Below are 15,303 nucleotides of genomic sequence, written 5' to 3'. Positions count from 1 at the left end.
GTGCCGCCCGCCGTGGCGTTACACGCCGATGGCTGACTAAAGTCAGAGAATGGACCGCGACCTCGTGGACGGCGTCCGGCGGTTCACCCGGACGGTCACCCAGCGCGCCGGCGCGCTCGACGACGCCTTCCTCAGCCGCGACCGCCCGCTCGGCCAGGCCCGCGTGCTGTGGGAGATCGGCGCGGCCGGGCTTGCCGTTCGCGAGCTGCGGTCCCGGCTCGACCTCGACTCCGGCTACCTCAGCCGGCTGCTGCGCGGGCTGGAGCAGGACGGCCTGGTCCGCGTCGAGCCGGGCGACGCCGACGGCCGCGTCCGCGTCGCGCGGCTCACCGAGGCCGGCCTGGCCGAGCGCGCCACGCTCGACCGGCTGTCCGACGACGCGGCCGCCACGCTCCTCGCCCCGCTGTCCGGCGGCCAGCGCACCCGGCTGGTCGCCGCGATGGCCGAGGTCGAACGCCTGCTGACGGCCTCCGCGGTCGATGTCGCCCCGCTCCCGCCCGGGCACCCGAAGGCCCGGGCCTGCCTGCGCGCCTACTTCGCCGAGCTCGCCGAGCGGTTCGACGACGGCTTCGACCCCGGGCTCAGCATCTCCGCCGCCGACGACGAGATGACGCCGCCGGCCGGCGTCCTGCTCGTCGCGACGCTGCACGAAGAGCCGGTCGGCTGCGGCGCGCTGAAGGTCCATGGCGACGCGCCTGCCGAGGTCAAGCGCATGTGGGTCTCGCCGGCCACCCGCGGCCTCGGGCTGGGCCGGCGGCTGCTGACCGAGCTGGAGGCGTACGCGGCCGCGGAAGGCGTCCGCACGCTGCGGCTGGAGACGAACCGTTCGCTCGGCGAGGCCATCGGCCTGTACCGGGCGGCGGGCTACCGCGAGGTCCCGGCGTTCAACGACGAGCACTACGCCGATCACTGGTTCGAGAAACACCTGCCCGGCCCACGTACCCTGGCCTAGTGCGGACTCGCCCCACCCTCAGCTGGACGTCGCCGGACGCGCCGCTGCCCCGGACGTCGAGCCTCGACGAGCTGACCGAGGTCGTCGCCCGGCGGCGGGTCGCCGTGCTCAGCGGCGCCGGGCTGTCGACCGAGTCCGGGATCCCCGACTACCGCGGCGAAACCGGCAGCCTGCGCCGGCACACGCCGATGACCTACGACGAGTTCGTCACCAGCGCCGAAGGGCGGCAGCGGTACTGGGCGCGCAGCCACCTCGGCTGGCGCACGATCGCCCGCGCCGACCCGAACGACGGCCACCGCGCGGTCACCGCCCTGCGCGAAGGCGGCTACCTCGGCGGCGTCATCACGCAGAACGTCGACGGCCTGCACCAGGCGGCGGGCGTCCCGGACGCCGTCGAGCTGCACGGCAGCCTCGACCGCGTGATCTGCCTCGGCTGCCGCCGCACCAGCCCGCGCGCCGAGCTGGACCGGCGCCTGCGCGCGGCGAACCCGGCGTTCGACGGCGCCGCCACCCGGATCAACCCGGACGGCGACGTCGAGCTGGCCGAGGACGTCGCGCGCCGGTTCACGCTCGTGCCCTGCGCGGAGTGCGACGGCGTGCTCAAGCCGGACGTGGTGTTCTTCGGCGAGAACGTGCCACGGCCACGCGTCGAGCAGTGCTACCGGCTGGTCGACGACGCCGGCGCGCTGCTCGTGCTCGGCTCGTCCCTGACGGTGATGTCCGGGCTCCGGTTCGTCCGCCACGCGGCGGCCGCGGGCAAGCCCGTGGTGATCGTGAACCACGGCGAGACCCGCGGCGACCGCTACGCGTCGGTGCGGGTCGACCGGCCGCTGGGCCGGGCGCTCACCGAGCTGGCGGCGCGGCTGGACTGCGCCGTCAGCGAGGATCGCGGCCGAAGCGCGTGAGCACGCGGTCCTGCAGCGACGCGCCCGGCGCGTCCGCCACGGGCTCGGCGAAGAACCGCGGCCCCAGCGTGAGCCCGGCGAAGATGGCTTCGTAGTCCTCGTCGATCCACGCGACCAGACCGGGATCGAGCGTCTCGTCCGCGCCGAGGGCCCGCGCGAGGTCCCAGGTGTGCACGACGCTGTCCGCGGTCCGCATCGCCAGCGCGCGCCGCCCGGTCAGCTTGCCCGGCGGGTAGTCGAGGACCTGGTCCAGCACGCTGTCCTCGGCGAACACCGCCGCGAACGCCCGGACCGAGTCGGTGAACGCCGTGACCGGGTCGTCCCCGAGCGCGTCGGCGTCGCGCATGGCCCGGAACTCGTCGCGGCTGCAGCCGCGGGTGAGCTCGATGTAGTTGAGGTTGCCGCGGGTCATGTGGTTCACCAGCGTCCGCACGTCCCACTCGGGGCACGGGGTCGGCGCGCCCCAGCCGTCCGGGGCGACCGTGCGGAGGTGGCGTTCGAAGTCCCGGCTGGCGACGAGGAAGCGGTCGAGGAGCATGGTCTCCACTCTGGAGTAGCGCGGTGCCCCCGCGCACGCGGGATCCGGCCGTCGTGGACGAGCCGGCCCGGGCGGGTTGGGGGGTAACGCGCCCGGGGCCGGCTCTGCGACGGACCTCCACAGCCGGTCGTTGCTCACAAGACGCGGCGGGCGCCCCGGGCGTTACACCGGCTGCAACCCGGTCCACGACCAGTGCGGCACGGAAAGCCCCGCGGGGACGTCCTCGGCCGGTCCGGGGTAGGTGAGCACCTCGGCCACGGCCCATTCCATGTAGGACCGCAGGGCCGCGCGGAACTCGGGATCGGCGGGCAGGCCGGCGTCGTCGGCGGCCCGCACGAAGCAGTCGACGAACCGGCGGCCGAGGTCGGCCATGTCGCCGTTGCCGGCGTGCAGCCGCAGCATCGCCGAATGGTCGCCGCACTCCTCGGAGAACCGCGGCGGCCCGCCCATGACCTCGGCCCAGTACCGCGCCAGCCGCTCGACGTGCCGCGGGTGCTGTCCCGGGTGCGAGAACGGGTGGTTCAGCTCGGGATCGGCCAGGCAGCGCTCGTGGTGGGCGGCGGCCAGCGCGAGGAACGCGGGGTCGCCGCCGGCGAATTCGTACAACGTCGGACGCACACGCCGAGCCTGGCACGGCCGGCCGCCCGGCGCCAGGACGTCAGCGGGCCGCCGCGGCCGCGCGCTCCGCCGCCGGGGTGAAGCCGCCGAACGCGTCGACCGCCCGCCGGACGTCTTCGCCCACGAGGTCGTGGTTGAGCGCACCGGCGGCGGCCGCGCCCTGGGCCGCGGCGATGATCACGGTGGCCCGCGCGTCGACGACGTTCCCGGCCGCCCAAAGCCCCGGCACGTTCGTCCGGCCCATCGCGTCGGTCTCTTCGTAGCCGAGCCCGCGCATGAGCTCGTCGTGCGCGACGGTCTTCGTCCTGACGAACAGCGCCACCCGCGGCACGAACCGGCTCCCGAGCTCGACGCCGGTGAGGTGGCCGTGTTCGCGCCTGACGGCCGTCACAGTGCCTTCGACAACCCGGACACCCCGGGCGTCGAGGCGCACCCGGTCCTCTTCGGACAGTGGTTCGGTGTGCGCGAAGTAGACGACGTCCGGCGACCACTGGCGCACCAGGAGCGCGTGCTCGACGCTCGCGGGTTCGGTGCCGAGCACGCCGAGCGGCCGGTCGCGCACCTCGTAGCCGTGGCAGTACGGGCAGGTCACCACGTCGGTGCCCCAGCTTTCGCGCAGCCCGGGGATGTCCGGCAGGTCGTCGTGGACGCCGGTCGCGAACAGCACGCGCCGGGCGGTCGGCGTCCGGCCGCTCGCGAGCTCGGCCGTGAAGCCTTCTTCGAGCCGCACCACCTGGTCCTGGACGAGCTCGACGCCGTAGCCGGTGAGCTCTTCGCGGCCGATCTCGAGCAGGTCCGACGGCGGCAGGCCGTCGCGGGACAGGAACCCGTGCATGTGCGACGCCGGGGCGTTGCGCGGCGAACCACCGTCGACGACCAGGACGCGCCGCCGCGCCCGGCCGAGCATCAGGGCGGCGTTGAGGCCCGCGGCGCCACCGCCCACCACCAGGACGTCATAGCTGTTTTCGGTCATGCCGCCACCCTGAACCCGCTTCGCGATTCCGACAACAAATGTTGCCGTTTCCGGGACAAGGGCGTTTCCTGGAGGCATGACCGACGCGATCACCCAGGCCCTGGCCGAGGTCGGCCCCCGCCTCAAGCGGGTCCGCACCCAGCGGCGGGTCACGCTGGCCGACCTCTCGACGGCCACGGGCATTTCGAAGAGCACGCTGTCACGGCTGGAGTCCGGCCAGCGGAAGCCGAGCCTCGAGCTGCTGCTGCCGATCGCCCAGGCCCACCAGGTCCCGCTGGACGAGCTGGTCGGCGCCCCGGAGGTCGGCGACCCCCGCGTCCGCCTGACCCCCCGCCGCCTCCCGCGGGCCAACGGCGCGACGATGACGGTCCTGCCGCTGACCCGCCAGCCGGGCGCGCCCCAGGCGTTCAAGATGATCCTGGAACCGGAGACGGGCGAGCCGGACCCGCAGGTGCACGAAGGCTACGAGTGGCTGTACGTCCTGTCGGGCCGCCTGCGCCTGGTCCTGGCCGACCGCGACATGACCCTGGGCCCGGGCGAGGCGGCGGAGTTCGACACCCGGTTGCCCCACTGGTTCGGCGCGGTGGGACGGCCGGCGGAGATCCTCAGCCTGTTCGGGAAGCAAGGGGAGCGACTGCACCTGCGGGCGAAGTCGCGTTAGCGGGGTCTTTGTCGCGCGCGGTGCCGAAAGTCCGGTAGAGCTGCAGCGTGGCCAGGGCGTCGACCAGGCAGGCCAGCCCGTACCCGGTGACGACGTACCAGGCGGGCGCCCGGGTGGCCCAGAGGAAGATCCCGGCGATCAGGGCGCCGGCGAGGGCGAGCGCGGCGATCCCGGCGAACGCCAGCTGGGTGGGGTGCCCGGGGTTCCACCCGGTCGCGGTGAACCACCGACGGGGTTCGGTCTCGCGCTTCAGCTGCTCGTCCCGCCAGGACTGCCAAAGGAGGTTCCCGGACAACCGGGGATTCAGATCGTCGCGGATGTACCGGTGGATCAGCTTGAGGTGGAAGTCGTGCAGGAGGTAGCGGTTGCCCAGCATGTACGACGAAAGCGGGACCACGAGCAGCAGGACGAATTGCGTGGCGGACGCGATCGCGACGCTGATGATCGCGCCGGCCGAGGCGATCTGGAGGGCGAAGACACTCCATTGGATCGTCGATCGGCGTTCGGTCTCGCTGCGAAGCGCGGAGTATTCGGCGAGCATGATCGTGGTCGGATCCGGCGCGACGGTCATCGACGCATCATCGCCCGTCGGGAATCCGCGCGCTACGGCTGGTTTTTCAACTCCGCGGCCAGGCCGAACCCCGCGTACATCGCCGGGTCGAGGAAGCCGGTGATCTCCGCGATCCGGTCGTCTCGCAGTGTCAGCACGTTCACGCAGCCGATGCGGAACACGCCGTCCGGGTGGCGCTGGTAGCACGCGAACGCCGGCTGGCCGCTCGCCCGCAGTGGCACCAGCCGCCACGGGGTGGCGAACACGGTGCCGGACAGGAAGCGGGCGACGTCGTCGCGGCCGTCGAACCAGGCGGGCAGCGGTGGCATCGTGAAGCGGGCGTCGTCGGTGAGCAGCTTCAGCAACGCCGGGACGTCCGCGCGTTCCCACGCGGCGACGAAGTTCGCCACCAGAGCGCGTTCCGCGTCTTCGCCGAGGCTGCGCAACGTCGCCTGCTGGCTCCGCGACGGTGCCTGCCGGTTCAGGGTGGTCCGGGCCCGTTGCAGGGCGCTGTTCACCGACGCGACCGACGTGTCGAGCGCTTCGGCGACCTCCGCAGCGGAAAACGCGAGCACCTCGCGCAGGATCAGCACCGCCCGCTGCGTGCCGGGCAGGTGCTGCAGCGCGGCGACGAACGCCAGCTCGACGCTCTCGCGCAGCTCGAAGCGGCGCTGCGGATCCCAGTCGTCCTCGGGGTACGGCTCGACGAACGCCTCGCCGTCGACCGGGTCGGCGAGCGGGTCGCCGGGGTTCGCCGCCGGGTGGTGGTCGCGGGGCAGCATGCGTTTCGGACGCTGCTTGATCAGCTTCAGGCAGGCGTTCGTCGCGATCCGGTACAGCCACGCGCGCACCGAGCTGCGGCCCTCGTAGCCGGCGATACCGCGCCACGCCCCGAGCAACGCCTCCTGCAGCGCGTCTTCCGCGTCGTGCAGGGCGCCGAGCATCCGGTAGCAGTGCGCGCGCAGCTCGCTCTGGTACGGCCGCACGAGCCGGTCGAACGCGTCCCGGTCGCCCCGAGCCGCGGCCTGCAGGTCCGTTTCCACGGCCGTCAGCCTAGATCGCGCTGCATCAGGAACGTGTCGAGCCAGCGGCCGTGCTTGAACCCGACGCGCCGCAGCACCCCCGCGTCGGTGAACCCGGCCGAGCGGTGGAGGGCGCGTGACGCGTCGCTGCCGGAGTCGACGACGACGGCGATCGCCTGCCGGGCGCCCGCGTCGGCGCAGCGCTTCAGCAGTTCGTCCAGGAGCCGTCGTCCGTAGCCCCGGCCGGTGGCTTCCGGCGCGAGGTAGATCGTGGTTTCGACGGTGTGCCGGTACGCCGGCTTCGGCCGCCACGGCGTGGCCAGCGCGTACCCGAGGATGCGCCCGTCGGTCAGGACGAGGAACGGCAGCTCGCTCTCGCGGATCTTCGCGCGCCACTGGTCCGCGGTCGGCGGAAGGGTCTCGAACGTGACGACCGAATCGGTGACGTACGGCGCGAAGACGGCCGCGATGCCTTCGGCGTCGGCCTCCGTCGCTTCCTCTATAGTGGACATGATCTGTATTATAGGGGAATGATTGACCCCGTGAGCCTCGGCCGCCGCCTGCACTCCCTGCGGGCCGACCGCGGTCTGGCGCTGAGCGCGCTGGCCGCGGAAGCCGGCGTGAGCGTCAGCATGCTGTCGGCGATCGAGCGCGGCGAGAAGACACCGACGGTGGTGGTGCTGTCGCGCATCGCCGACGGCCTCGGGCTGTCGTTGTCGCGGCTGCTCGCCGACCTCGAGACGGACCGGGTGGTCGTCCGGCGCGCGGCGGAGCAGGACCACGTCGCCGAACCGGGCGGCTGGCACCGCACGGTGCTCACCCCGGTCGTCCCGGGCGTCAACTTCGAATGGATCCGGACCACGCTGCCACCGCGGTGCGACGCGGGCGACTTCCCGGCGTACGCCCCGGGTTCGCACGAGTTCGTCACGGTCGCGTCGGGCACGCTGTGGCTGGGCGTCGGATCGGCGGAGTACGTGCTGGCGGCGGGAGATTCGCTGTACTTTCCCGCCGACGTAACGCATTCGTACGCGAACCGCGCCGACGAACCCTGCGAGTACCACGTCGCCGCGCTCGTGATGCGCCCGCGTTCCGCGCGTCCGTAGGGAAAACCGGATGACACGGTGACCGCCGCCGTGCGAACCTTCCCGGCATGTTCCCCGTGTCCGATCGCGCGACGCTCGCAGGCTCGTCCCTGCCGAGCGCCGGTTCGGCACGGCTGAGCGGCGCTCGAAGCTGACCCTTCCCCGATTCCCCTGTCCTGCCGCGGAACCGCCGGGGGAGGGTCGCCGCGCTCGCCCGGTTTCGCGCGCATTCACCTCTCAGCACAGGGAAATCCCATGACCAAGCAGCAGTACGTGCGGACCAAGCCGCACCTCAACATCGGCACGATGGGGCACGTCGACCACGGGAAGACCACCCTCACCGCGGCCATCACCAAGGTCCTCGCCGAGCGGGAGCCCGGTGGTGCCAACCACTACGTCGCCTTCGACCGCATCGACCGCGCGCCGGAGGAGGTCGAGCGCGGCATCACCATCACCATCGCGCACGTCGAGTACGAGACGCCCACCCGGCACTACGCGCACGTGGACATGCCCGGCCACGCCGACTACGTCAAGAACATGATCACCGGTGCGGCCCAGCTGGACGGCGCCGTGCTCGTGGTCTCGGCGCAGGACGGCGCGATGCCGCAGACCCGGGAGCACGTCGTGCTGGCGCGCCGGATCGGGGTCGAGCACCTCGTCGTCGCGCTCAACAAGGCCGACCTCGCCGACGACGAGGACCTGCTCGACCTCGTCGAGCTCGAGGTGCGCGAGCTGCTGACCCGCTACGGCTTCGACGGCGACGCCGTGCCGGTGGTCCGCGTGTCCGGGCTGCGCGCGCTCGAGGGCGACCCGCTGTGGACGCAACGGATCCTGGACCTGCTCGCCGCCGTCGACGAGCACGTTCCGGTGCCGCCGCGCCGGCTGGACCTGCCGTTCCTGATGCCGATCGAGAACGTCCTGACCATCACCGGCCGCGGCACCGTCGTGACCGGCGCGGTGGAGCAGGGCACCCTCGCGGTCGGTGAGGCGGTCGAGGTGATCGGGCTCGGCCCGGCCGTCGCGAGCGTGGCCACCGGGCTCGAGACGTTCGGCAAGCCGATGGAGCGCGCCGAGGCGGGGGACAACGCCGCCGTGCTGCTGCGCGGGGTGAAGCGCGGCGAGGTCCGGCGCGGCCAGGTCGTCTGCCTGCCGGGCAGCGTGCGGCCGCACACGCGGTTCCGCGCGGACGTCCACGTGCTGTCGGCGGCCGAGGGTGGCCGGCGGACGCCGTTCGCGGCGAACTACCGGCCGCAGTTCCACTTCCGCACGAGTGACGTCGTCGGAGTGGTCACGCTCGACGACGGCGTCAGCGTGGTCCGGCCGGGCGAGGCGGCTTCGCTGACCGTGGAACTCGGCCAGCCGGTCGCGTTGAGCCCGGGCCTCGGGTTCGCGATGCGCGAAGGCCGCCTCACGGTGGCCGCGGGCACCGTGCGCGAGGTGCTGGACTGAAGATCGGGCTCGTCCCCGTCCCCGGGCGGGGACGAGCTTGACTCATCGGATGAATCTTCCTAGCCTGAGTCACATCCCGATCCGCCGTCGGGAGCGCCGCGAGGTGCTTCCGCCATGGCGATTTCAGGGAGCAGACGTGGGTAGATCGGTGAGCCGCCGGCAGGCGGTCACCTGGGGTGCGGCGGGTGCTGCCGCACTGCCATTCGTCGGATCACCGGCCGCCGGAGCCGAGGAGCTCTCGCAAGGCGGCTTCTTCGACGTCACGAAGTTCGGCGCGAAGGGTGACGGCTGCACCATCGACACCGCCGCGATCAACCGCGCGATCGACGCGGCCGCGGGGCGCGGCGGGACCGTGTACTTCCCGGCCGGCACGTACGCGAGCTATTCGATCCACCTCAAGAGCAACGTGGCGCTGTACCTGGGGGCGAACGCGACGATCCTCGCGGCCGCCCCGGCCGGCGGCAAGGGGTACGACCCCGCCGAGCCCGGCGCGGGCAACCCGTACCAGGACTTCGGGCACAGCCACTGGCACAACAGCCTGATCTGGGGCGAGAACCTCGAGAACGTCACCATCGAGGGCCCGGGCAAGATCGACGGCAAGGGGCTCGTCGCCGGCGGCAGCGCGGAATCCGCGCCGCTCAACGGCAACAAGGCGATCGCGCTCAAGCTGTGCCGCAACGTCGCGATCCGCGACATCACGATCGTCAACGGCGGGCACTTCGGCATCCTGCCGACCGGCGTCGACAACTTCCGCATCGACGGGCTGGTGATCGACACCAACCGCGACGGCATCGACATCGACTGCTGCAAGAACGTTCGCATCGCCAACACGACGGTGAACTCGCCCAACGACGACGCGATCGTGCTGAAGAGCTCGTACGCGCTGAACCGGGTGCGCGACACGGAAAACGTGACCATCGACAACTGTTTCGTCAGCGGCTACGACCTGGGCACGCTGGTGGACGGCACGTTCAAGACGGCGTCGTACGGGCGCACCGGCCGGGTCAAGTTCGGCACCGAGGCCAACGGCGGGTTCCGCAACATCGCGATCTCGAACGTCGTCTTCGAGTACTGCCGCGGCCTGGCGCTGGAGACGGTCGACGGCGGCTGGCTCGAGGACGTGACGATCAGCAACCTGACCATGCGCAAGGTCCAGATGCCGCTGTTCCTCCGCCTGGGCGCGCGGATGCGCGGGCCGGCGGGCAGCCCGGTCGGCTTCCTGCGCCGGGTGAGCATCAGCGACGTGACGACGGTCGACGCGGATCCGCGCTATCCGTCGTGCATCGCCGGGATCCCGGGTCACCCGATCGAAGACGTCAAGCTGAGCTCCATCCGCCACCACCTGGCGGGCGGCCTCACCCCGGGCGACGCGGTGCAGAACCCGCCGGAGCTGGAAACGGCGTACCCGGAGCCGTCGATGTTCGGCACGTTGCCGGCGTACGGGTTCTTCTTCCGGCACGCGCGCGGGATCAGTCTGGACAATGTGGACGTCCACTTCGGAGCGCAGGACACCCGGCCGGCGTTCGTGGTGCGCGACGTGGCAGATCTCGACGTGCACCACTGCCGCGCGGACAAGGTCGAGGGAACCCCGACGTTCGTGCTGGACGACGTGGACGACTTCCGCGTGAGCGACGGCCGCCCGGTGCCGGACGCCCGGGTGGAGCACGCGGACCACCAGGAGCTGTGAGCCGCCTGCCCGGGCCCCGGCGCCGCCGCGGGGCCCGGCGCGGCCGCCCGACCACCGGCGACTCCCGCGCTGACGTCGCGACCGCGGTCCGGGCCGGGCTCAACGACCCCGCAACCGGGGCCGCGCCAGGCCGATCGTCGCGAGGACGATCAGCGCCACCGCCGCCACGCCCGCGACCACCGACAGCACCGGTACTCCCGAGTCCGTTTCCGTCATCGTCAGCACGCTCGAAAACAGCAGCAATGCTCCCGCGGCCAGGTTGAGCCAGCACAGCGGGGCGGTCGCCGGGATGAAGCGCCAACGTCGCTCGGCCATCGAACCCTCCTCGATCCGGCTTCTCCTCGAATCTGCCCCGATCGGGAGTCGATCAAACCGGCGCCCGGCGCCCGCGAAGGCGTCAGGGCGCGCGGTGCACCGGGGCCCCGGCTCGCAGCGCCCGCGGGATCTCGGCGACGGCGTCGACGACCTCCAGCAGCCGCGCGAGGTCCTCGGCCGGCGCCGTCGAGTCCAGTTCGACGGCGTAGGTGATGCCGGTGGACGTCCACGTGGTCGTGTCGAAGCCGCCGGAGGCGCGTACCCGGGCGCCGGCGAGCTCGATGCCGAGCTGCCCGGCTTCCCGGTACAGGTCGTTCAGCACGCAGCCGGCCGCCGCCAGGTTCAGCAGGTGACCGCCGGTGAACTCGGTGTCGACGCTCACGCCCGGATCCGTCCAGCGGTGGGGGAACCGCACGCCTGTCTCGCTGCGCAGGGACCCCGCGCCCGCCACGACCTCGAATGCCATCGGACCAGTGTCGACGTTCCACTGGTCGGAACACAAGGCTGTCATCGGCACCGAGCGCGGTGCGACGGTCGGGGCATGGCTCCCGTGATGGCGGCGATCGTCGGCCCCGGCAACATCGGCACCGATCTGCTGGCGAAGCTGCGACGCAGTGAAGTTCTCGAAGTCCGTTACATGGTCGGCGTGGTCGAGTCCGACGGGCTCGCGCGCGCCCGGGCGCAGGGGATCGCGGCGTCCGCGGAGGGGGTCGACTGGCTGTTGCGGCAGGACCCCCTGCCCGAGGTCGTGTTCGAGGCGACGTCGGCGAAGGCGCACGCCGCGAACGCCCCGCGGTACGAGGAAGCCGGCATCCAGGCCATCGACCTGACCCCGGCGCACCTCGGCCCGATGGTGTGCCCGCCGGTGAACCTCGGCACCCACCTCGACGCGCCGAACGTCTCGATGATCACCTGCGGCGGCCAGGCCACGATTCCCATGGTGCACGCGGTTTCCCGGGTGACGCCGGTGCCGTACGCGGAGATCGTCGCGTCGGTGGCGTCGCGCGGCGCGGGCCCGGGGACGCGGGCGAACATCGACGAGTTCACGCGCACGACGTCGCAGGCGGTGGCCGAGATCGGCGGTGCCGGGCGCGGCAAGGCGATCATCATCCTCAACCCGGTCGAACCGCCGATGATCATGCGGGACACGGTGTTCTGCGCGATCGGGCCCGGCGCCGACCGCGACGCGATCACGGCGTCGATCCACGCAATGGTCGACGAGGTGCGCAAGTACGTCCCCGGCTACACGCTGCGCGCGGACCCGCAGTTCGACGACGCGCGCGAGGACTGGGACGGCCACGCCCGCGTCGGGATCTTCCTCGAGGTCCGCGGCAACGGCGACTACCTGCCCGAGTACGCCGGGAACCTCGACATCATGACGGCTGCGGCCGCGCGGGTCGGAGAGCTGATGGCGCAGGCCAAGCAGGAGGTGTCCGCATGAGCCGGTCCGAACTGAAGCACGACGTCCGGATCGTCGACACGACGTTGCGCGACGGCAGCCACGCGATGGCCCACCGCTTCACCGAGCAGCAGGTGCGCGACACCGTCCGCGCGCTGGACCGCGCGGGTGTCGAAGTCATCGAGGTGACGCACGGCGACGGTCTGGGCGGCTCGTCGTTCACCTACGGCTTCTCCGCCGTCGACGAGCTGAAGCTGATCGCCGCGGCCCGCGAAGAGGCGAAGCAGGCCAAGATCGCCGTGCTGCTCGTGCCGGGGATCGGCACCGCCGAGGACCTCCAGCGGGCGTTCGACGCGGGCGCGGAGATGGTGCGCGTGGCCACGCACTGCACCGAGGCGGACGTCTCGCCGCAGCACTTCGGGCTGGCGCGCGAACTCGGCATGGAGACCGCAGGGTTCCTCATGATGGCGCACCGGACGCCACCGGAGGACCTGGCCAAGCAGGCGCGGATCATGGTCGACGCGGGCTGCCAGGCGGCGTACGTGACGGACTCGGCCGGCGCGCTGCTGATGCACGAAGCCCGGGCACGGTTCGAAGCGCTGGTCGCGGAGGTCGGCGACACGGCGTGGGTCGGCTACCACGGCCACCAGAACCTCTCGCTCGGTGTCGCGAACTCGGTCCTGGCGTACGAAGCGGGCGTCCGCTACATCGACGGCTCGCTCTGCGCGCTGGGCGCGGGCGCCGGCAACTCGCCGACCGAGGTCCTCGCGGCGGTGTTCGACCGCCTCGAGATCGACACGGGCCTCGACGTCGGCGCTCTGCTCGACGCGGCCGAGGAGGTCGTGCGCCCGTACCTGAACCGCTGGCCGAAGATGGACCGCAACGCGGTCGTCCAGGGCTGGGCCGGGGTGTACTCGAGCTTCCTGCTGCACGCGGAGCGCGCGGCGGAGCGGTACGGCGTTCCGGCCCAGGCGATCCTGCGCCGGTGCGGCGAGCTCGCCCTGGTGGGCGGTCAGGAGGACATGATCATCGACGTCGCGGTGACGCTGGCCGCGGAGGGCTAACCCGCGAAGCGGTCCAGGGCCGCGAGCTTCCAGTCGCGCTTGACGTCGCTGCCGCGGTGCCCGGAGTGGTCGTCGACGAACAACTCCGCGCCCGGCCACGCTTCGGCCAGTTCCACCGCCGTGGTGACCGGGCAGCTCAGGTCGAGGCGGCCGTGGATCAGCACGCCCGGGATGCCGGCCAGCCGGCCGGCGTCCCGGATCACCGCGCCTTCCTCGAGCCAGCCCGCGTTCGCGTAGTAGTGCGTGGTGAGGGTGACGAACGCGCGCGTCGCGTCGTCCACCGGTTCGTCGGTCACCGGGGCGGCGCCGGGCTCCAGTGACAGGACCACGTTCTCCCACCGCCACCACGCGGCCGCCGCCCGGTCCCGGACCGAGGGATCCGGCGAGGACATCAGCTGCGCATACGCGGCAACGTCGTCTTCGGCGCCCAGCGTGAAGCGCGCCCACTCCTCGGGGAAGAAGCGGCCCACACCACGGTAAAGCCAGTCGATCTCGGAGCGGCGCGTGGTGCTGATCGCGCTCAGCACGAGTTCGGTCACTCGTTCGGGGAAGCGTTCGGCGTACACCAGGGCCAGCGTCGTGCCCCACGAGCCGCCGGTGACCAGCCAGCGCTCGATGCCCAGGTGTTCGCGCAGCTTCTCCAGGTCCGCGACCAGGTGGTCGGTGGTGTTGTCCCGCACGGACGTCGTCGCGTGCGGGACGCTCCGGCCGCAGCCGCGCTGGTCGAGCAGCACCACCCGGTAGCGGGCCGGGTCGAACACCCGCCGCATGCCCGGGGTGCTGCCCTGGCCGGGCCCGCCGTGCAGCACGACCGCGGGTTTGCCCGCCGGGTTGCCGCTGGTCTCCCAATGGATCCGGTGCCCGTCGCCGACGTCGAGCAGCCCCTGGGCGTCGGGCTCGTTCAGCGGGAACAGCTCGGCCATGCGGGTGTCCACCTCCGGTCAATGTCCGCTACCGACCGGTCCGGTCGCGCCGTGCCCGCGCCAGAATCGGTTCCGGCCGGTGATCATTCCGGACGAACCCACTTCTTTCGAGGGGATTTCGATGAAACGCAGGATCTTCGCCGCGGCTTTGGCCTGCGCGGCCACGTTCGCGGGGCTGCTCGGCACGGCGGGCGCGGCCCAGGCGGCGACGGCGGTGACGTTCACCCCGCGCACGGTGACCTCGCCGCACGAGACCCAGTACGTGGCGGCGCTGGGCTCGGTCCAGCTGTCCATGACGGCGAACCAGACCGCGTACGTCTACTCGACGCTGCGCGCGAACAACGCGTCGAACACGACGTTGATCGACAACGAGGTCCGCTGCGCGAGCACCAGCGGCTGGACGAAGAACGAGGTGCTCGGCCAGAACGTCCTGATCGCGAGCGCCGACGCGCCGGCGTCGCTGCGCGACATCGGCGTCACGACCCGGTTCCTGGTGCACCCCGGCGCGGCCGGCACGGTCACCTGCACGACCTACCTGCGCAGCGCGAACCTCGGGCTCGGGACCTCGACCGTGCGCCTGGTGAGCGGCGAGCTGAAGTTCGCCGACACCAGCGTCGCGAACACCACCGCGGGCACGCCGCCCCAGGCCGACGACGGGGACACGCCGTCCGGGCGCGTCATCGCCCTGAACTCGTCGGCGAAGACGGTCCGCGAGCCGGGCACGGAGATCTTCGAGACGGCGCCGGTGACCGGGCTCAGCGTCTTCGGCGACATGGAACTCATGGCCTGCTACCCGGAACCGGCGAACTACGACTGCCCGGTGAACGAGATGACGGCGCGCGTGACGTTGTTCGTCAACCAGTGGAAGGCCGACGGCACGCTGTGCAAGTCGGATGCGTCCTCGAGCGTGACGGCGGTCGTGCGCCGCGACGTCCACCACCTGGTCGTCCCGCTCAACACGCACTTCGCGGCGGCCACGGGCAACGGCTGCGTGCCGAAGTTCAACTTCTACGTGAAGACGGACTGGCTGAGCGGGTCGACGGGCGCGGTCCAGCTGGCGGCGAGCGGCCTGCCGGACGCGGCCGGTTCGGCCGCGACGCACAACGACGCGATGAGTCACGCGTTCGCGGTCGCCTACTGAGGTTTTCGGGGGCGCGCCGTGGCG

18 protein-coding genes are annotated in these 15,303 nt (G+C 72.2%); 9 read left to right on the top strand and 9 right to left on the bottom strand.

The window, feature by feature from the left end; genetic code table 11:
- Positions 1–49: 49 nt before the first annotated feature.
- Positions 50–952 (top strand): bifunctional helix-turn-helix transcriptional regulator/GNAT family N-acetyltransferase, encoded by a 903-nt coding sequence (locus ACWEN0_RS41490; RefSeq protein WP_451986054.1) that lies wholly within the window; start codon positions 50–52, stop codon positions 950–952.
- Positions 952–1,857 carry an NAD-dependent protein deacetylase gene (locus ACWEN0_RS41485; RefSeq protein WP_451986052.1) on the top strand — a complete coding sequence of 302 codons (906 nt, stop codon included), beginning with the start codon at positions 952–954 and terminating at the stop codon, positions 1,855–1,857. Before ACWEN0_RS41490 ends, ACWEN0_RS41485 begins: the two co-directional genes overlap by 1 nt.
- Here ACWEN0_RS41485 and ACWEN0_RS41480 read toward each other — a convergent pair.
- From ACWEN0_RS41480 to ACWEN0_RS41470, 3 genes are all read right to left on the bottom strand, one after another.
- The gene (locus ACWEN0_RS41480) at positions 1,829–2,395 is read right to left on the bottom strand and encodes a TIGR03086 family metal-binding protein (RefSeq protein WP_451986050.1); all 567 of its coding nucleotides are present in this window, start codon (positions 2,393–2,395) and stop codon (positions 1,829–1,831) included. The two genes, ACWEN0_RS41485 and ACWEN0_RS41480, sit on opposite strands and share 29 nt — an antisense overlap.
- A 162-nt stretch (positions 2,396–2,557) precedes the next feature.
- Positions 2,558–3,013, bottom strand: a complete 456-nt coding sequence (locus ACWEN0_RS41475) for a group II truncated hemoglobin (RefSeq protein ID WP_451986048.1) — start codon at positions 3,011–3,013, stop codon at positions 2,558–2,560.
- 40 nt (positions 3,014–3,053) lie between these two features.
- Positions 3,054–3,986, bottom strand: coding sequence for an NAD(P)/FAD-dependent oxidoreductase (locus ACWEN0_RS41470; RefSeq protein ID WP_451986046.1), 933 nt, complete (start codon positions 3,984–3,986; stop codon positions 3,054–3,056).
- A 76-nt stretch (positions 3,987–4,062) separates the two neighbouring features.
- Between ACWEN0_RS41470 and ACWEN0_RS41465 the strand changes: the two genes are divergently transcribed.
- Entirely contained in the window at positions 4,063–4,647 is a 585-nt protein-coding gene (locus ACWEN0_RS41465; protein WP_451986044.1) for a helix-turn-helix domain-containing protein, read from the top strand.
- Here the strand turns inward: ACWEN0_RS41465 and ACWEN0_RS41460 are convergent.
- From ACWEN0_RS41460 to ACWEN0_RS41450, 3 genes are read right to left on the bottom strand one after another with little or no spacing between them, the layout of a single operon-like run.
- A complete protein-coding gene (locus ACWEN0_RS41460; RefSeq protein WP_451986042.1) occupies positions 4,592–5,218 on the bottom strand; it encodes a hypothetical protein in 627 nt (208 codons plus the stop codon). The genes ACWEN0_RS41465 and ACWEN0_RS41460 overlap by 56 nt on opposite strands.
- A 32-nt stretch (positions 5,219–5,250) precedes the next feature.
- The gene (locus ACWEN0_RS41455; RefSeq protein ID WP_451986040.1) at positions 5,251–6,240 is read right to left on the bottom strand and encodes a sigma-70 family RNA polymerase sigma factor; all 990 of its coding nucleotides are present in this window, start codon (positions 6,238–6,240) and stop codon (positions 5,251–5,253) included.
- Between the two features lie 5 nt (positions 6,241–6,245).
- On the bottom strand, positions 6,246–6,731 hold the full coding sequence (locus tag ACWEN0_RS41450; protein WP_451986038.1) for an N-acetyltransferase family protein: 486 nt from the start codon (positions 6,729–6,731) through the stop codon (positions 6,246–6,248).
- Between the two features lie 18 nt (positions 6,732–6,749).
- Here ACWEN0_RS41450 and ACWEN0_RS41445 point away from each other — a divergent pair, with 18 nt between their 5' ends.
- The 3 genes from ACWEN0_RS41445 (at position 6,750) to ACWEN0_RS41435 (ending at position 10,437) form a co-directional block, all read left to right on the top strand.
- Positions 6,750–7,322 (top strand): cupin domain-containing protein, encoded by a 573-nt coding sequence (locus ACWEN0_RS41445; RefSeq protein WP_451986036.1) that lies wholly within the window; start codon positions 6,750–6,752, stop codon positions 7,320–7,322.
- Positions 7,323–7,556: 234 nt separating this feature from the next.
- A complete protein-coding gene (tuf, locus tag ACWEN0_RS41440) occupies positions 7,557–8,750 on the top strand; it encodes an elongation factor Tu (protein WP_451986034.1) in 1,194 nt (397 codons plus the stop codon).
- Positions 8,751–8,946: 196 nt separating this feature from the next.
- Positions 8,947–10,437 carry a rhamnogalacturonidase gene (locus ACWEN0_RS41435; RefSeq protein ID WP_451986166.1) on the top strand — a complete coding sequence of 497 codons (1,491 nt, stop codon included), beginning with the start codon at positions 8,947–8,949 and terminating at the stop codon, positions 10,435–10,437.
- A 99-nt stretch (positions 10,438–10,536) separates the two neighbouring features.
- On the opposite strand, the gene ACWEN0_RS41430 is transcribed toward ACWEN0_RS41435, so the two are convergent.
- Positions 10,537–10,752, bottom strand: coding sequence for a hypothetical protein (locus tag ACWEN0_RS41430; RefSeq protein ID WP_451986032.1), 216 nt, complete (start codon positions 10,750–10,752; stop codon positions 10,537–10,539).
- Positions 10,753–10,834: 82 nt separating this feature from the next.
- Positions 10,835–11,218: an OsmC family protein gene (locus tag ACWEN0_RS41425; protein ID WP_451986030.1), complete on the bottom strand. Its 384-nt coding sequence runs from the start codon at positions 11,216–11,218 to the stop codon at positions 10,835–10,837.
- Positions 11,219–11,293: 75 nt separating this feature from the next.
- Here ACWEN0_RS41425 and ACWEN0_RS41420 point away from each other — a divergent pair, with 75 nt between their 5' ends.
- Positions 11,294–12,193, top strand: a complete 900-nt coding sequence (locus tag ACWEN0_RS41420) for an acetaldehyde dehydrogenase (acetylating) (protein ID WP_451986028.1) — start codon at positions 11,294–11,296, stop codon at positions 12,191–12,193.
- Entirely contained in the window at positions 12,190–13,215 is a 1,026-nt protein-coding gene (gene dmpG / locus ACWEN0_RS41415) for a 4-hydroxy-2-oxovalerate aldolase (RefSeq protein WP_451986026.1), read from the top strand. The genes ACWEN0_RS41420 and dmpG overlap by 4 nt, the downstream gene beginning before the upstream one ends.
- Here the strand turns inward: dmpG and pip are convergent.
- The gene (gene pip / locus ACWEN0_RS41410; protein ID WP_451986025.1) at positions 13,212–14,138 is read right to left on the bottom strand and encodes a prolyl aminopeptidase; all 927 of its coding nucleotides are present in this window, start codon (positions 14,136–14,138) and stop codon (positions 13,212–13,214) included. The two genes, dmpG and pip, sit on opposite strands and share 4 nt — an antisense overlap.
- Before the next feature lie 121 nt (positions 14,139–14,259).
- Here pip and ACWEN0_RS41405 point away from each other — a divergent pair, with 121 nt between their 5' ends.
- Positions 14,260–15,279, top strand: coding sequence for a hypothetical protein (locus ACWEN0_RS41405; protein ID WP_451986024.1), 1,020 nt, complete (start codon positions 14,260–14,262; stop codon positions 15,277–15,279).
- Positions 15,280–15,303 lie beyond the last annotated feature (24 nt).

It is taken from the genome of Amycolatopsis sp. NPDC004378, assembly GCF_053602455.1.
Note: the sequence above shows the minus strand (reverse complement) of the source record. Positions and strands in the feature narration are given on the sequence as shown.